A 15,648-nucleotide genomic window follows, 5' to 3' on the forward strand; every position below is an offset into this window, starting at 1 on the left:
CAAAACAGTTAAAGGGTGTCGTTTTATCACTGGGTTATTTTCGTAAAGCTGTTCGCTTAGCGAAACGACCCAATCATTATCTCATACTTAATAAAAAGGCCCCACCTAAGTGGAGCCTTTATTTTATGCCATTTTAAGCTGGCAGGTAATTACATGGACTGAGTGAAAGTACGAGTAATTACGTCCTGCTGCTGTTCTTTGGTCAAAGAGTTGAAGCGTACAGCGTAGCCAGATACACGGATGGTCAGCTGAGGATATTTCTCAGGGTTTTCCATCGCGTCTAACAGCATTTCGCGGTTCATAACGTTAACGTTCAGGTGTTGACCACCTTCGATGCTAGCTTCGTGGTGGAAATAACCATCCATCAGGCCAGCCAAGTTAGCTTTACGAACTTCGTCGTCTTTACCCAGAGCGTTAGGAACGATAGAGAAGGTATAAGAAATACCATCTTTAGCGTAAGCAAACGGCAGTTTAGCAACGGAGGTCAGAGAGGCTACAGCACCTTTCTGGTCACGGCCGTGCATTGGGTTAGCACCTGGACCGAATGGAGCGCCTGCGCGACGACCATCTGGGGTGTTACCCGTTTTCTTACCATAAACCACGTTAGAGGTGATGGTCAGAACAGACTGAGTAGGAACTGCGTTGCGGTAAGTAGTCAGTTTCTGAATTTTCTTCATGAAACGTTCTACCAGGTCACAAGCGATATCATCGACGCGTGGGTCGTTGTTACCAAACTGCGGGTATTCACCTTCGATGTCGAAGTCGATAGCCAGGCCATCTTCGTCACGGATAGTAGAAACTTTCGCATATTTGATTGCAGACAGGGAGTCAGCAGCAACAGACAGACCTGCGATACCACATGCCATAGTACGATATACGTCACGGTCATGCAGAGCCATCAGGGATGCTTCGTAGCTGTACTTGTCATGCATGTAATGGATGGTGTTCAGCGCGGTCACATACTGCTTAGCCAGCCAATCCATGAAGTGGTCCATACGTTCCATGACTTTGTCATAGTCCAGTACGGTATCCATCATTGGAGCTTCTTTCGGGCCAACCTGCATTTTCAGTTTTTCATCAACGCCGCCGTTGATTGCGTACAGCATGGTTTTAGCCAAGTTTGCACGAGCACCGAAGAACTGCATTTGCTTACCAACAATCATTGGGCTTACGCAGCAAGCAATTGCGTAGTCATCATTGTTGAAGTCAGGGCGCATCAGGTCATCGTTCTCATACTGTACAGATGAGGTATCGATGGAAACTTTAGCCGCAAATTTCTTGAACGCCAGAGGCAGTTTTTCAGACCACAGGATGGTCATGTTTGGCTCTGGAGATGGACCCATGGTGTACAGGGTGTTCAGGAAACGGAAGCTGTTTTTGGTAACCAGAGTACGACCGTCCAGACCCATACCAGCCAGGGATTCTGTTGCCCAGATTGGGTCACCAGAGAACAGTTCATCATATTCTGGAGTACGCAGGAAGCGAACCATACGCAGTTTCATAACCAGATGGTCAATCAGTTCCTGAGCTTCTTCTTCAGTCAGTTTGCCTTCTTGCAGGTCACGTTCGATGTAGATATCCAGGAAGCTGGATACACGACCGAAGGACATTGCAGCACCGTTCTGAGATTTAACCGCAGCCAGGTAGCCGAAGTAAGTCCACTGTACAGCTTCTTTTGCGTTTTTAGCTGGAGCAGAGATATCGCAGCCATATTTGGCAGCCATTTCTTTGATCTGGCCCAGAGCGCGATGCTGGTCAGCAATTTCTTCACGCAGACGAATAGTCGCTTCCAGATCTTCACCGTTTTCCAGTTTGGTCTGCAGTGATTGGAACTGAGCGTATTTGTCTTTCATCAGGAAGTCGATACCGTAAACGGCGATACGACGATAGTCACCGATGATACGGCCACGGCCATACGCATCTGGCAGACCAGTCAGAACACCAGATTTACGGCAGTTCAGGATGTCTTTGGTGTAAACGTCAAACACGCCCTGGTTGTGAGTTTTACGGTATTCGGTGAAGATTTTCTTGATCATTGGATCAAGTTCACGACCGTAAACTTTACATGAACCTTCAACCATCTTGATGCCGCCGAACGGAATCAGAGCACGTTTCAGAGGCGCATCAGTTTGCAGACCAACGATTTGTTCCAGGTCTTTGCTGATGTAGCCAGCATCATGAGAGGTGATGGTTGCAGCTACGTTGGTATCGAAATCAACCGGCGCATGGGTACGGTTTTCAATTTTGATACCGTCCATGACTTTATCCCACAGGTTGGTCGTCGCTTGAGTAGCGCCAGCCAGGAAGGATTCGTCACCTTCATATGGGGTGTAGTTTTTCTGGATGAAATCACGAACGTTGACTTCATTCTGCCAGTCGCCTTTAGTGAAACCTTCCCATGCGGCTGCTTGTTTTTCATTAAGCTCGGACATTTAACACCTACCTTCTAGTGTGGATTTCTTTGTAAACCCGGCGCTGTGGTAAAGCACGTAATTAGTGCTTATCGCCACCGCGCAGATAAATAACCCAGTATGTCAGACCAACCAGTAAGCCACCGCCGATGATGTTCCCAATCGTGACAGGGATCAGGTTATCGGTAATAAAGTGACTAACGGTCAAGTTTGAGAACTGTTCTGGTGCAGCACCAATGGCTTGCCAAAACTCCGGCGCTGCGAAATTCTTAATCACAATCCCTAATGGGATCATGAACATATTTGCAATGCTATGTTCAAAACCGCTCGCCACAAACATGGCCACCGGTAAAACCATTGCAAACATTTTGTCCATCAGGCTACGGCCGGAATAGCTCATCCAAACTGCGAGACAAACCATCAAGTTGGCCAAGATCCCCAGGCAAACGGCTTCAACAAACGTATGATGCAATTTGTGATCGGCTGTTTGCAGCACATTGAGACCCCATGCGCCATTCGCTGTCATGTGTTCGCCGGCAAACCACATCAGTGCCACAAAGAAAAGTGCACCAATCAGGTTACCAACATAAACATTTAACCAGTTGAGGCCTAACTGTCTCCAGGTAATGCGCCCACTGGCCTTGGCAACGACAATTAATACGGTTGAAGTAAACAGGTCAGCCCCGCAAACCACAACAAGCATCAGGCCAAGAGAGAAACAGATACCACCAACCAGCTTGGCAAAGCCAAAAGGTACACCAGCAGTGCCGGTTGTCGCGGTAATGTAGAAAACGAAAGCAATAGAAATGAAGACACCAGCCGTGATCGCTAAATAAAAAGTCTTCAGCGGGTGCTTAGTGGCTTTATAAACGCCAGCATCTTCGGCCACTTTGGCCATTGCTGCTGGTAGTAGTAGATCAAAGGGGTTGTCAGCTTTCACACTAACTCTCTCTTAATATTAATCAGCGTTGAGATACTAACAAAGCAGTATACGGCAAAAATTGATCTGGATCATGATGCGCAGAACTAGCCTACCCAAAATACCCCTAAAAACAGTAAGTTAAATAATAAACTTGTTGAATTCAAAAGGAAAAATATTTTTTAATTTTTACACGCTAAGTTGAATGAGCACGCTAACAGATAGTGTAAAAGGTAAATAAATAACTTAATAATTCGATCAAATTGAATATATTATTTTGCAATGCCAGCAATAAGATCACTTATATACAACAATTAAATTACATATAAATGACGACTTCATATATCAGTACATATAGTAGAAGAGCTCATCGGCCAAACTTACCGTGCAAAGACATACGGGTATGATAGTCGTTGTGCCTTTTTTACTGTGATGATAAGTGCGTTTGGAGGAAAGGAACCGACAAATTTGCGTATTTATTGGTCGAGAACATCTGCACCGGTATACGCGTGCAGATGTTCGCTTAGAGCAATGAGCCTATTATTTAGACCAATAACGGCGTTTTGCGGCCTGAAGTTTTTGATACGCCTGTAGCAGCGCTTGATGCGCAGGGAGGGCTTTCAAATCGTCGTCAATCGCAGGAAGACCATAGAAACGTTCTTCTCCGGCGATAATCGCCGAAGCGGCTTCGAGGGTTTCTGCGCCATACATGCGGCTGAATGCCTGATAGTACTGCGCAGGATCGCGTTCTTCTTCCATGCTTAATAGCAGCAAGGTTTGCAGACAGCGGTAGAAGTTGGCGCGTTCTGGGCTGAATACTGAGGCATTGAAATCCTGAGTCCATTCGGTCCATGTCAGCGCTTGCTCTAAATCTCCGCCCGCTAATGCCAACATCGCCTTCAATTCGCCCACGCGCAGGGTATACCAGCCGTTGTCTTTACCGGTTGCGATACCGAGCAGTTCGCGTACACGGGTGAAATCGTCAAGGCCTTCGTCATCGAGCTGTTCGATGATCTGTAAATACTCTTCTTTCGTCAGATTGGACGCTGGCAACTGAAGTAGCTGAGTACGTAAGTGCGCGCCCATGCTGTTGTTGGCTAACAGCAAATCTTCGGCAGGATAGATATCGGACATGCCCGGAACGATGATGCGGCAGGCATAAACATCAAGATGTTCATAATCTGCAATGTAAACTTCTTTATCTTCTTGTTCGAAGATACTCATTAAAGTGCTGAACTCTTCCTCGGTGGTACCTTTAAACGACCAATCGGCAAAGTCATAATCGGCGTCTTGCTTAAACATATCCCAAGAAATTAGACCGCTTGAATCGATGAAGTGGGTTTCAAGGTTGGCATGCTCGCCGACTTCTTCGTCATCAAAGGTAGGGGCGGTAAAGACATCGAGATCTTTCAGGCTGCGGCCTTGCAGCAGCTCAGTCACTGTACGCTCTAATGCGACGCCAAAGTCCGGATGGGCGCCGAAAGAGGCAAAACAGGTGCCGTTGGCTGGGTTGAATAGCACAACGCAGATAACTGGATATTGACCACCGAGCGAAGCATCGTAGGACAGAATAGGGAAGCCTTCCTGCTCTAATTTTGCAATAGCTTCAACCACTTCTGGATAGCGGTTTAAAACCTCGGCAGGAATTTCTGGCAGGCTGATGGATTCTGCAATGATTCGGTTTTTTACGTAACGTTCGAAAACTTCAGACAAACCTTGTACGCGTGCTTCGTTGCGGGTGTTGCCCGCAGACATGCCGTTTGAAACGTACAGGTTGCCAATGATATTCATTGGGATGTAGACAGTTTGCTGATCGGACTGGCGGGTAAACGGCAGCGCGCAGATACCGCGATCGACATTACCGGATTGCAGATCGATAAGATCCTGCGCGCCTACATCACCTTCAGGGTTGTAAAATGCGTGCAAACGCTCATCTAAGATGCCTTCAGGCAGGCTGTCGTCGGCAGGAACAGGGAACCACTTCTCATTTGGATAGTGAACGAAGTCCCCTTGCGCAATTTCACGGCCAAGGTAGAAATCAGCAAAGAAATAGTTGGTCGACAAGCGCTCAAAATATTCACCCAGCGCCGAGGCCAGCGCAGCTTTTTTGCTGGCGCCTTTGCCGTTAGTAAAACAAAGCGGGCAATCACGGTCGCGGATGTGTACAGACCAAACATGTGGAACAGGGTTTAGCCAAGAGGCTTCTTCAATATTGAACCCAAGATCGGTCAATTGCTGTTGGAAGCGTGCAATGGAATCTTCCAGCGCGGCATCTTTGCCGGGAATATAGGTCTGCGTCATTTGAGTCACTTGTTAGCTGCAAAAAACGGCATGATACGTTTTTTTAGCCTATTCCTCCATGAATTCCATATCCATAGGGAATGTCACATTTTTTTATGGATATAAAAGATAATTCATGCAGTTATCTAATAGGAGAAATCGAATGAAGTTGGTCAAAGTAAGTTTGCTAGCGCTGTTGGTTTCAGGATTTAGTGGCGCGGCTTTTGCGTTGCCTAATGTCACCATTTTGGCAACGGGCGGGACTATTGCCGGGGGCGGTGACTCAGCAACAAAATCAAATTATACCGCCGGGAAAGTGGGCGTAGAGTCTTTGGTTGATGCAGTGCCTCAGCTGAAAGATATCGCTAACATCAAAGGTGAGCAGGTAGTCAGCATCGGTTCGCAGGATATGAATGACGATGTATGGCTAAAACTTGCCAAAAAAATCAACGCTGACTGTAACAAAACCGATGGATTCGTGATTACTCACGGCACGGATACCATGGAAGAAACGGCTTACTTCCTCGATTTAACCGTAAAATGCGATAAGCCTGTGGTCATGGTTGGCGCGATGCGTCCATCAACAGCCATGAGCGCCGACGGTCCATTCAACCTGTATAACGCCGTTGTCACCGCTGCCGATCCGGCTTCTGCCAAACGTGGTGTGCTGGTGGCGATGAACGATACCGTGCTGGATGGTCGTGATGTGACTAAAACAAACACCACCGGCGTGCAAACATTCCAAGCGGTTAACTACGGCCCATTGGGATACATTCACAATGGCAAAGTGGACTATCAACGCTCGCCTGAGCGCAAACACACCACGCAAACACCATTTGACGTAAGCAAGTTAACCTCATTGCCAAAAGTTGGCATTGTGTATAACTACGCTAACGCGTCGGATCTGCCTGCTAAGGCACTGCTTGAAGCAGGATATCAAGGGATTGTGAGTGCGGGTGTTGGCAACGGCAATCTGTACAAATCTATCTTTGATACTTTAGCTACAGCGGCGCATAACGGCGTAGCCGTGGTGCGTTCATCACGCGTTCCTTCTGGCTCAACCACGGAAGACGCTGAAATTGATGACGTGAAATATGGCTTTGTAGCGTCAGGCACGCTCAATCCGCAAAAAGCACGCGTCTTGCTTCAATTGGCTCTGACACAAACTAAAGATCCAAAACAGATCCAGCAGATGTTTAATCAGTACTAAGTTCTATCTAAAAGGGGGAGCACTCTGGCTCCCCCTTTGTCTTATTCGTCACTTAAGGCCAATGGACATCCATTCAAAAGTCATCCCTCGCTCTAAAACGCATAGCCTCCAATAAGGTGCGGCTGGCTCACGTGTGTTAGTGGCAATGGATACTTAGGAGAGGTCTAGAATAACAGTCGGGTAAACTAAAAATAAACACAAAAAAGAATGAAAGTTTTTTGGTCTTACACCGATGCAGAACTTTATTTTTAAAACGCCTATAGTGGCTTGGTAACGCAGGGTTTATCGCGTTGGGGACAGTCACCAATAACCGTTGCAGCCTGAGCGTGTGAATGATAAAACCAAATGATAAAGTAAATTAGATGTGAATAAATTCGATATCAATGTGGGCTGTTCATCCTTATGGATGCGTTTGCCGACATGTAACCAATTGACTAAATATAGCGAAGAGCGGTGAGGCGAAATGACACAGGTGTACAATTTTAGTGCTGGCCCAGCAATGATGCCGGTAGAGGTATTGCGTCGTGCTGAACAAGAACTGTGTAACTGGAATGGCCTAGGCACTTCGGTCATGGAAATCAGCCACCGCGGCAAAGAGTTTATGCAGGTCGCGGCGCAGGCTGAACAAGATTTACGCTCTCTGCTGAAGGTTCCTGAGAACTACAAAATTCTATTCTGTCATGGCGGTGCGCGTGCGCAATTTGCCGCAGTTCCGTTAAATCTGCTCGGTGATAACAACTCAGCCGACTATATGGACGGCGGATACTGGGCGCATAGCGCTATCAATGAAGCGCAGAAATACTGCACGCCGAATATTGTTGATATAAAGACCACTGACGACAATGGCCTGCAAGCGATCAAACCAATGCGTGATTGGGCGCTGAGTGATAATGCTGCCTATGTGCACTACTGTCCTAACGAAACTATCGATGGTATTGCTATCGATGAAGAGCCAGATTTTGGCGATAAAATCGTTGTTGCCGATCTCTCTTCCACCATTCTTTCTCGCCCAATTGATGTTAGCCGCTATGGCGTGATTTATGCTGGCGCGCAAAAAAATATCGGCCCAGCGGGGATCACCGTGGTGATTGTACGTGAAGACTTACTGGGCAAAGCGCGTCAAGAACTGCCATCGATTCTCGATTACACCGTTTTGGCTGAAAACGATTCTATGTTCAATACACCACCGACCTTTGCATGGTATCTCTCAGGCATGGTATTTAAATGGCTGAAAGAGCAGGGCGGCTTGGTTGAGATGGAAAAACGAAATAAAGCCAAAGCCGATCTTCTCTATAGTGCTATCGATCGCAGTGATTTTTATCGTAACGGCGTTGCACTACAAAATCGTTCACGTATGAACGTACCGTTCCAGATGGCAAATCCTGCATTAGATCCGTTGTTCTTACAGGAAGCGAAAGCAATTGGCTTAGTTGCTTTGAAAGGCCACCGCGTGGCGGGTGGTATGAGAGCGTCTATTTATAATGCGATGTCGATTGACGGTGTTAAAGCACTCACCGACTTTATGGCTGATTTTGAACGCCGCCATGGCTAATTAGGCTGCATTGGTTTAAACCCCGGCATGCCGGGGTTTTTTGTTTGTGTATAAGAAAGATGACAGCCGTCACGAAAAACGGTACAACAATGTAATGATTTATTTGCAGTGATGGGATTCGCTGCATTAACTGAAAATTTGGAGTGAGTTTGATGCTAGATTCCCTGACTTTACAACCTATTGCACATTTTTCCGGTGAGATAAATTTACCCGGTTCTAAGAGCGTGTCTAACCGTGCGTTACTGCTTTCGGCTTTGGCGAGTGGAACGACATGTTTACATAATTTGCTTGATAGCGATGATGTTCGCCATATGCTGACTGCGTTGAAACAGCTGGGCATTCATTTTCAATTATCCGACGGTCATACCCGCTGCGAAATTACCGGTAACGCGGGCGCTTTGAAAGCGCATAGTGCGCTTGAGCTATTTTTAGGTAACGCGGGAACGGCCATGCGCCCACTGGCGGCCGCGTTATGTTTGGGGGATGGGGATGTGATCCTCACCGGCGAACCGAGAATGAAAGAGCGTCCGATTGGGCATCTGGTTGATGCGTTGCGTCAAGGTGGAGCCCAGATCGACTATCTGGAACAAGAAAACTACCCGCCTCTGCGCCTGCGCGGTGGATATACCGGCGGTGATATTGAGGTTGATGGTTCGGTTTCCAGCCAGTTTTTGACTGCGTTATTGATGATGGCGCCGCTGGCGGCACAGGACACCGTTATCTCCATTAAAGGGGATTTGGTTTCAAAACCCTATATCGATATTACGTTGGCGTTGATGCGCAGCTTTGGCGTTAGCGTTGAGAACGATAATTATCAGGTCTTCCGTATTGCTGGTGGCCAACACTATGTTTCCCCTGGAGATTATCTGGTTGAAGGGGATGCTTCGTCTGCATCCTATTTCCTCGCCGCGGCTGCGATTAAAGGTGGCACGGTGCGTGTCACCGGAATTGGTAAAAACAGCGTGCAAGGGGATATTCGCTTCGCAGATGTGCTGGAAAAAATGGGGGCAAAAATCACCTGGGGTGATGATTTTATCGAATGCTCACGAGGTGAACTGCATGGTATTGATATGGATATGAATCATATTCCTGATGCGGCCATGACCATTGCCACCACTGCGCTATTTGCCGATGCGCCAACCACCATCCGTAACATCTATAACTGGCGTGTAAAAGAGACCGATCGCTTATCCGCGATGGCCACTGAGTTGCGCAAAGTGGGAGCCGAAGTGGAAGAGGGCAATGATTTTATCCGCGTAGTACCTCCTGCACATCTGAAAGCCGCTGAGATTGGTACCTATAACGATCATCGTATGGCGATGTGCTTCTCATTGGTCGCGCTGTCGGATACGCCGGTAACGATCCTCGATCCTAAGTGTACGGCAAAAACCTTCCCAGACTATTTCCAGCAGTTCGCTCGGTTAAGCCAGTAGTCCGAATCCTAAAAAGGGCCTACGTATGTGGGTCCTTTCTTTTTATCGTTATGCCATATAAAGCCACCGCAACCGATTAACTAGGATTTTTCGCGTCTCATTGCATCGCTTTCGCCTAAACTATGGAACACGCGTGTGACTGTGGGTGCGAGTTTTTCCAGCAACCAGCATCGTTGAGGGTAACAGTGAGACGTTGATCGGCGTATAATGCGCGCCGTTCGATGTGTGTGTCCTGCTATGGTGAACCTGCCTAAATATAACAAATATATCGTCGCGCCATAGCAGAGCACACCCAAGTCTTCGTAGGCAAAGTCTATGCGGGCAGTTGTTTCCCCCAGAAAGGAGAGAAAAATGACGGCAATAGCTCCGGTAATTACCGTTGACGGGCCGAGTGGTGCGGGTAAAGGGACTTTGTGTAAAGCGTTGGCTGAATCTTTGGGTTGGTGTCTTTTAGACTCCGGCGCGATTTATCGCGTTCTTGCCCTGGCTGCGTTGCATCGTCAAGTCGATATTACGTCTGAAGAGGCTCTGGTGCCATTGGCTGCGCATCTTGACGTGCGTTTCGTTGCGCAGGATGGGCAGTTACAGGTCATCCTTGAAGGCGAAGATGTGAGCAATGAAATTCGCACTGAATCAGTGGGTAGCACCGCGTCTCAGGCCGCTGCGTTTCCGCGAGTAAGAGAAGCGTTGCTGCGTCGTCAGCGCGCGTTCCGTGAGTTCCCTGGTCTTATCGCCGACGGTCGTGATATGGGCACCGTGGTTTTTCCTGATGCGCCGGTTAAGATTTTTCTTGATGCTAGCTCTGAGGAGCGTGCTCGTCGACGCATGCTTCAGTTGCAGGAGAAGGGCTTTAGTGTTAACTTTGAACGCCTTTTGGACGAAATAAAAGAACGCGACTATCGCGATCGTAATCGTTCGGTGGCACCGCTTGTTCCTGCGCAGGATGCGCTCATGCTGGATTCAACCCAGATGTCTATCGAACAAGTGATTGAAAAAGCACTGGCTTATGCCAAGCAGACATTACAACTTTCTGCCGAGTAGGGCGGAAAGGAAAGCTTACCGTTAAAGGTACGCCGATAGCCATAATGTTAAACTACATTATGGCTATTGTTGTTATTGATAAATTTGTTCAGCTAATATTGCTGAACGATGTATAATATTACCCTCCCTGCCGCTATGGATTGTCGCGGGGCATGTTAAACAACCCCATCTAGCAGGATGCCTGATGGACGTTAAAATAAAGAACCCTGAAGATTATCAATATGACTGAATCTTTTGCTCAACTCTTTGAAGAATCCTTAAAAACAATCGAAACCCGCCCGGGTTCCATCGTTCGTGGCGTTGTTGTTGCTATCGACAAAGATATCGTACTGGTTGACGCCGGTCTGAAATCTGAGTCTGCAATCCCAGCAGAACAGTTCAAAAACGCACAGGGCGAACTGGAAATTCAGGTAGGCGACGAAGTTGATGTTGCTCTGGATGCAGTTGAAGACGGCTTCGGTGAAACTCAGCTGTCCCGTGAGAAAGCTAAGCGTCATGAAGCTTGGATCACGTTGGAAAAAGCTTACGAAGAAGCTGCAACTGTTACCGGCGTTATCAACGGTAAAGTTAAGGGTGGCTTCACTGTCGAGCTGAACGGTATCCGTGCATTCCTGCCAGGTTCTCTGGTAGACGTTCGTCCGGTACGTGACACTCTGCACCTCGAAGGCAAAGAGCTTGAGTTTAAAGTCATTAAGCTGGACCAGAAACGCAACAACGTTGTTGTTTCTCGTCGTGCCGTTATCGAATCTGAGAACAGCGCAGAACGCGATCAGCTGCTGGAAAACCTGCAAGAAGGTATGGAAGTTAAGGGTATCGTTAAGAACCTGACTGACTACGGCGCATTCGTTGATCTGGGCGGTGTTGACGGCCTGCTGCACATCACTGATATGGCTTGGAAACGCGTTAAGCACCCAAGCGAAATCGTGAATGTGGGCGACGAAATCACTGTTAAAGTGCTGAAGTTCGACCGCGAACGTACTCGTGTATCTCTGGGCCTGAAACAGCTGGGCGAAGATCCATGGGTAGCTATTGCTAAGCGTTATCCAGAAGGTACCAAACTGACTGGTCGCGTGACTAACCTGACTGATTACGGCTGCTTCGTAGAAATCGAAGAAGGCGTTGAAGGTCTGGTTCACGTTTCCGAAATGGATTGGACCAACAAAAACATCCACCCATCCAAAGTTGTTAACGTTGGTGATGTTGTGGAAGTTATGGTTCTGGATATCGACGAAGAACGTCGTCGTATCTCCCTGGGTCTGAAGCAGTGTAAATCTAACCCATGGCAGCTGTTCGCAGAAACCCACAACAAGGGCGACCGCGTTGAAGGTAAAATCAAGTCTATCACTGACTTCGGTATCTTCATCGGCCTGGACGGTGGCATCGATGGCCTGGTTCACCTGTCTGACATCTCCTGGAACGTTGCAGGCGAAGAAGCAGTTCGTGAATACAAGAAAGGCGACGAAATCGCAGCAGTTGTTCTGCAGGTTGATGCAGAGCGCGAGCGTATCTCCCTTGGCGTTAAACAACTGGCAGAAGATCCATTCAACAACTACATCTCTATGAATAAGAAAGGTGTAATTGTTACTGGTAAAGTAACTGCAGTTGACGCTAAAGGTGCTACAGTTGAATTAGCTGATGGCGTAGAAGGCTATCTGCGTGCTTCTGAAGCTTCCCGTGACCGCGTTGAAGATGCCACTCTGGTTCTGAACGTAGGCGACGAAGTTGAAGCTAAATTCACTGGCGTAGACCGCAAGAATCGCGTTGTAAGCCTGTCTGTACGTGCTAAAGACGAAGCTGATGAGAAAGATGCAATCGCTGTTGTTAACAACAAGCAGGAAGATGCACCTAACTTCTCTAACGCTATGGCTGAAGCATTCAAGGCAGCTAAAGGCGAATAATGATGAGGGCGGTTTCGGCCGCCCTGTAACGGTAGTTAAGCTGCAAAGTGCGTTCCCCAATGAGGGGAAATAGCTTGGAGGAAATATGACCAAGTCCGAACTTATTGAAAGACTTGCTAGCCAGCAACCACACCTGCCTGCGAAGGCGGTTGAGGATGCAGTGAAAGAAATGCTTGAGCATATGGCAACAACGCTTGCTGACGGTGAACGCATTGAGATCCGTGGATTCGGCAGTTTTTCACTTCACTACCGTGCGCCTCGCGTCGGTCGTAATCCTAAAACTGGTGATAAAGTGGAACTGGAAGGTAAATACGTTCCCCATTTTAAACCTGGTAAAGAACTACGTGACCGGGCGAACATCTACGCTTAAGCAACCTGCTTAGAGTCTAAAACGGCACCTTCGGGTGCCGTTTTCATATCTAAAATCCACTCTAGAATCGCTCACATAATTAATGTTCTTTTGATGAAACTTGCGATGCCAGTCGCGATAAAAAGTTTGGTCAAACTCTGTTGCTACGTTTCCTTTCAATCCCTTATGCATTGCTCAATGTAAGCCGTTTTTACTTTCACTAATTTAGGCCAACATCCTGTATCTGCTCAGAGAGAGGCGTTACAGGTGAGAATGAGATGGGATGAAGGTATGCACTGTGCAGCGTTAGGCTGCTTGCCGTTACTATTTCTTCCTAGCGTTCCTACAAAATATTTTGCCTATGGCATTCTGCCTGTTGCGTTGCTGCTCCTTTGCATGTGTTCTGGGCAATTTCGAAAAATTGCATTTGTGATACTGGGACTCGCATGGGGGATTATTTGTGCGCAGCGTGTATTAGCGCCTTTGGACTATGATATCTCCCGCCCCGTCAACATAACGGGATACGTCGTTAGCGCGGCGCTTGGTACTGTATCGCCTCAGGACAAGGTAACGTTTCGTGTCTTTACGGTGAATGGCCAAGATGTAAAAGATAGATTCGATATCACCTTATATTGGAACTCAGAGCGTTATTCATTTTGCTCTGGGCAGCGGTGGGCGCTAACCGCGCGCTTGCGTCCTGTTCATGGGCGTCTTAATCAGGGCGGGTACGATGCACAACGAGCATCGGTGAGTCATCATGTTGTTTTGCAAGGCATGCCGACGGCTTATCAACGACTGTCGAGTGGATGTGATTGGCGACAACAGATTATAAGCAGATCGGTAACAGCGATACCGGACTCATCCTCCAAAGCCATTATTGTCGCATTGGCTTTTGGTGAGAGAGGGCTACTTACGCGTGAACAGAATTCGCTATTTCGCATAAATGGTTTGTCTCATTTGCTCGCCATTTCGGGGCTGCACATCGCGTTGGCTGCGATGCTGGGCTGGTGTGTCGCAAGGGCGATACAGCTCTGTTTTCCTCTCCGCTGGATTAATCCTTATTTTCCAATGGCAATGATGATGGGCGTTGGCTGGGGTTATGTATGGCTTGCAGGCGCCAATCCTCCGGCTATTCGCGTTGGCGTTGCGATGATGCTTATCTCTGCATATGGCGTTTGGGGCAAATTTATCCCACCCAAGAAATATCTGCTGAATGTGGCCTGTCTTATGGTGGTTTGGGACCCGCTTGTATTGCTGTCTGACAGCTTTTGGCTATCTGTGATTGCAGTTTCCTGCCTTCTGTTTTGGTATTGGCTTGCACCATTGCCCTCATCGTTACAAATACAAAAACGATTCTTTTGGTTGAGGTTATTACATCTGCAATTTGGCATTGCTTTGTGCCTCATGCCCGTACAAATTTATTTATTTCATGGCATCAGCGGCAGTGCGCTGTGGGCCAACTTTTTTGCTGTTCCCTTGGTGACTTATCTTGTTGTACCGCTGATTTTAGTCGGCATAGGTACCTCTTGGTGGAGTGACCCACTAGGCGCATGGCACACGGCAGGGCATCTGCTAGATGTGATGCAATGGGGATTATCGAGTGGGCCTGTGTTCTGGGTAGATAGTAGTGCCGCTGGCCTCTGGATAAGCCTAAGCCTCCTGACACTGTTTGTTATTGGCTTTTCATTTTCTAAGGTAGGGTTGCCGCTTTGGTGTGTTGTTCAGGCGGTGATTTATCTTTGGATATCCGGTGCTAAAAAAAGTGATGATATTGAGTTGCGTGTTCACATGCTGGATGTGGGACATGGGCTGGCGGTGCTTATCGAACGTCGTGGCAATGCCATTTTGTATGATACGGGTAATAAATGGGACGGTGGCGATATTGCTACCAGTGAAATTATTCCCTACCTACATTGGCATGGACTGAAACTGGATGGCATGGTGATTAGCCATAGCGACTCAGACCACAGCGGCGGGCGATATTCTCTCAGTCATGCGTTTCCATTAGCGTGGGTGCGAAGCCCAGATCCTCGCGATTTTTCCTGCCATATCGGCAGCGATTGGGTCTGGCAAGGCGTGCGTTTTACCGTGCTTTGGCCACCTCGCCAGATTGCCGTTCCGAAAAATAATGATTCTTGTGTTGTCATGGTTGCAGTGGGGGAGCGCAAAATGCTGCTCACTGGAGATATAGAAACTGAAGTTGAAACCCAACTGGTACAGCGCTGGAAAAAGCAGCTTAATGCCGATGTCTTGCAGGTGCCTCATCATGGCAGCAATACCTCATCGAGTAGTTTGTTGCTGCGTAGGGTTAAGCCAAATGAGGCGATAAGTTCTTCTGCACGATTTTCTCCATGGCATTTTCCTTCACCAAAAGTGACTGCGCGTTATCGTGTTCAAAGTATTCATTGGCATGATACTGCACATGCCGGAGAGGTTATAATGACGGCAAAAACAGATAATTGGCGAATAAATGAACTAAAAACGCAATTAAATCCACGTTGGTATCACGGTTGGTTTGGCGTAAGGAGCCATAATGAGTAAAATGATCCGCTATT

The 15,648-nt window shown here is 47.7% G+C and carries 10 protein-coding genes; 7 read left to right on the forward strand and 3 right to left on the reverse strand.

Annotation, left to right across the window (positions count from 1 at the left end; all coding sequences use genetic code 11):
- Positions 1–149: 149 nt before the first annotated feature.
- The 3 genes from pflB to ycaO all read right to left on the reverse strand — a co-directional run bounded on the left by pflB (position 150) and on the right by ycaO (position 5,631).
- Positions 150–2,432: a formate C-acetyltransferase gene (pflB, locus tag DSM2777_RS13505; protein WP_061554220.1), complete on the reverse strand. Its 2,283-nt coding sequence runs from the start codon at positions 2,430–2,432 to the stop codon at positions 150–152.
- Between the two features lie 61 nt (positions 2,433–2,493).
- On the reverse strand, positions 2,494–3,351 hold the full coding sequence (gene focA, locus DSM2777_RS13510) for a formate transporter FocA (RefSeq protein ID WP_025800961.1): 858 nt from the start codon (positions 3,349–3,351) through the stop codon (positions 2,494–2,496).
- A gap of 519 nt (positions 3,352–3,870) precedes the next feature.
- Entirely contained in the window at positions 3,871–5,631 is a 1,761-nt protein-coding gene (ycaO, locus tag DSM2777_RS13515; protein WP_046457978.1) for a 30S ribosomal protein S12 methylthiotransferase accessory factor YcaO, read from the reverse strand.
- Between the two features lie 142 nt (positions 5,632–5,773).
- On the opposite strand from ycaO, the gene ansB reads away from it, so the two are divergent.
- From ansB to DSM2777_RS13550, 7 genes are all read left to right on the forward strand, one after another.
- Positions 5,774–6,820, forward strand: coding sequence for an L-asparaginase 2 (gene ansB, locus DSM2777_RS13520; RefSeq protein ID WP_025800963.1), 1,047 nt, complete (start codon positions 5,774–5,776; stop codon positions 6,818–6,820).
- A 463-nt stretch (positions 6,821–7,283) separates the two neighbouring features.
- Positions 7,284–8,372: a 3-phosphoserine/phosphohydroxythreonine transaminase gene (serC, locus tag DSM2777_RS13525; RefSeq protein WP_061554221.1), complete on the forward strand. Its 1,089-nt coding sequence runs from the start codon at positions 7,284–7,286 to the stop codon at positions 8,370–8,372.
- A 152-nt stretch (positions 8,373–8,524) separates the two neighbouring features.
- Complete coding sequence (gene aroA, locus DSM2777_RS13530) at positions 8,525–9,805, forward strand: 3-phosphoshikimate 1-carboxyvinyltransferase (RefSeq protein WP_061554222.1); 1,281 nt, start codon at positions 8,525–8,527, stop codon at positions 9,803–9,805.
- A gap of 351 nt (positions 9,806–10,156) precedes the next feature.
- Positions 10,157–10,846, forward strand: coding sequence for a (d)CMP kinase (cmk, locus tag DSM2777_RS13535; RefSeq protein ID WP_061554223.1), 690 nt, complete (start codon positions 10,157–10,159; stop codon positions 10,844–10,846).
- A gap of 221 nt (positions 10,847–11,067) precedes the next feature.
- The gene (gene rpsA, locus DSM2777_RS13540) at positions 11,068–12,744 is read left to right on the forward strand and encodes a 30S ribosomal protein S1 (protein ID WP_025800968.1); all 1,677 of its coding nucleotides are present in this window, start codon (positions 11,068–11,070) and stop codon (positions 12,742–12,744) included.
- An 85-nt stretch (positions 12,745–12,829) separates the two neighbouring features.
- Positions 12,830–13,114 (forward strand): integration host factor subunit beta, encoded by a 285-nt coding sequence (gene ihfB / locus DSM2777_RS13545; protein ID WP_004095742.1) that lies wholly within the window; start codon positions 12,830–12,832, stop codon positions 13,112–13,114.
- A 252-nt stretch (positions 13,115–13,366) separates the two neighbouring features.
- On the forward strand, positions 13,367–15,634 hold the full coding sequence (locus tag DSM2777_RS13550; RefSeq protein ID WP_237087773.1) for a DNA internalization-related competence protein ComEC/Rec2: 2,268 nt from the start codon (positions 13,367–13,369) through the stop codon (positions 15,632–15,634).
- The last annotated feature ends 14 nt before the right edge of the window (positions 15,635–15,648 follow it).

Origin of the sequence: Obesumbacterium proteus (assembly GCF_001586165.1) — a bacterium.
GTDB lineage: Bacteria > Pseudomonadota > Gammaproteobacteria > Enterobacterales > Enterobacteriaceae > Hafnia > Hafnia protea.

Excerpts from the sequence above, each read along its gene's own strand:
- pflB (WP_061554220.1), bottom strand. The coding sequence starts at position 2,432 with ATGTCCGAGCTTAATGAAAAACAAGCAGCCGCATGGGAAGGTTTCACT.
- ycaO (WP_046457978.1), bottom strand. The coding sequence starts at position 5,631 with ATGACGCAGACCTATATTCCCGGCAAAGATGCCGCGCTGGAAGATTCC.
- ansB (WP_025800963.1), top strand. The coding sequence starts at position 5,774 with ATGAAGTTGGTCAAAGTAAGTTTGCTAGCGCTGTTGGTTTCAGGATTT.
- serC (WP_061554221.1), top strand. The coding sequence starts at position 7,284 with ATGACACAGGTGTACAATTTTAGTGCTGGCCCAGCAATGATGCCGGTA.
- aroA (WP_061554222.1), top strand. The coding sequence starts at position 8,525 with ATGCTAGATTCCCTGACTTTACAACCTATTGCACATTTTTCCGGTGAG.
- cmk (WP_061554223.1), top strand. The coding sequence starts at position 10,157 with ATGACGGCAATAGCTCCGGTAATTACCGTTGACGGGCCGAGTGGTGCG.
- rpsA (WP_025800968.1), top strand. The coding sequence starts at position 11,068 with ATGACTGAATCTTTTGCTCAACTCTTTGAAGAATCCTTAAAAACAATC.
- ihfB (WP_004095742.1), top strand. The coding sequence starts at position 12,830 with ATGACCAAGTCCGAACTTATTGAAAGACTTGCTAGCCAGCAACCACAC.
- DSM2777_RS13550 (WP_237087773.1), top strand. The coding sequence starts at position 13,367 with ATGAGATGGGATGAAGGTATGCACTGTGCAGCGTTAGGCTGCTTGCCG.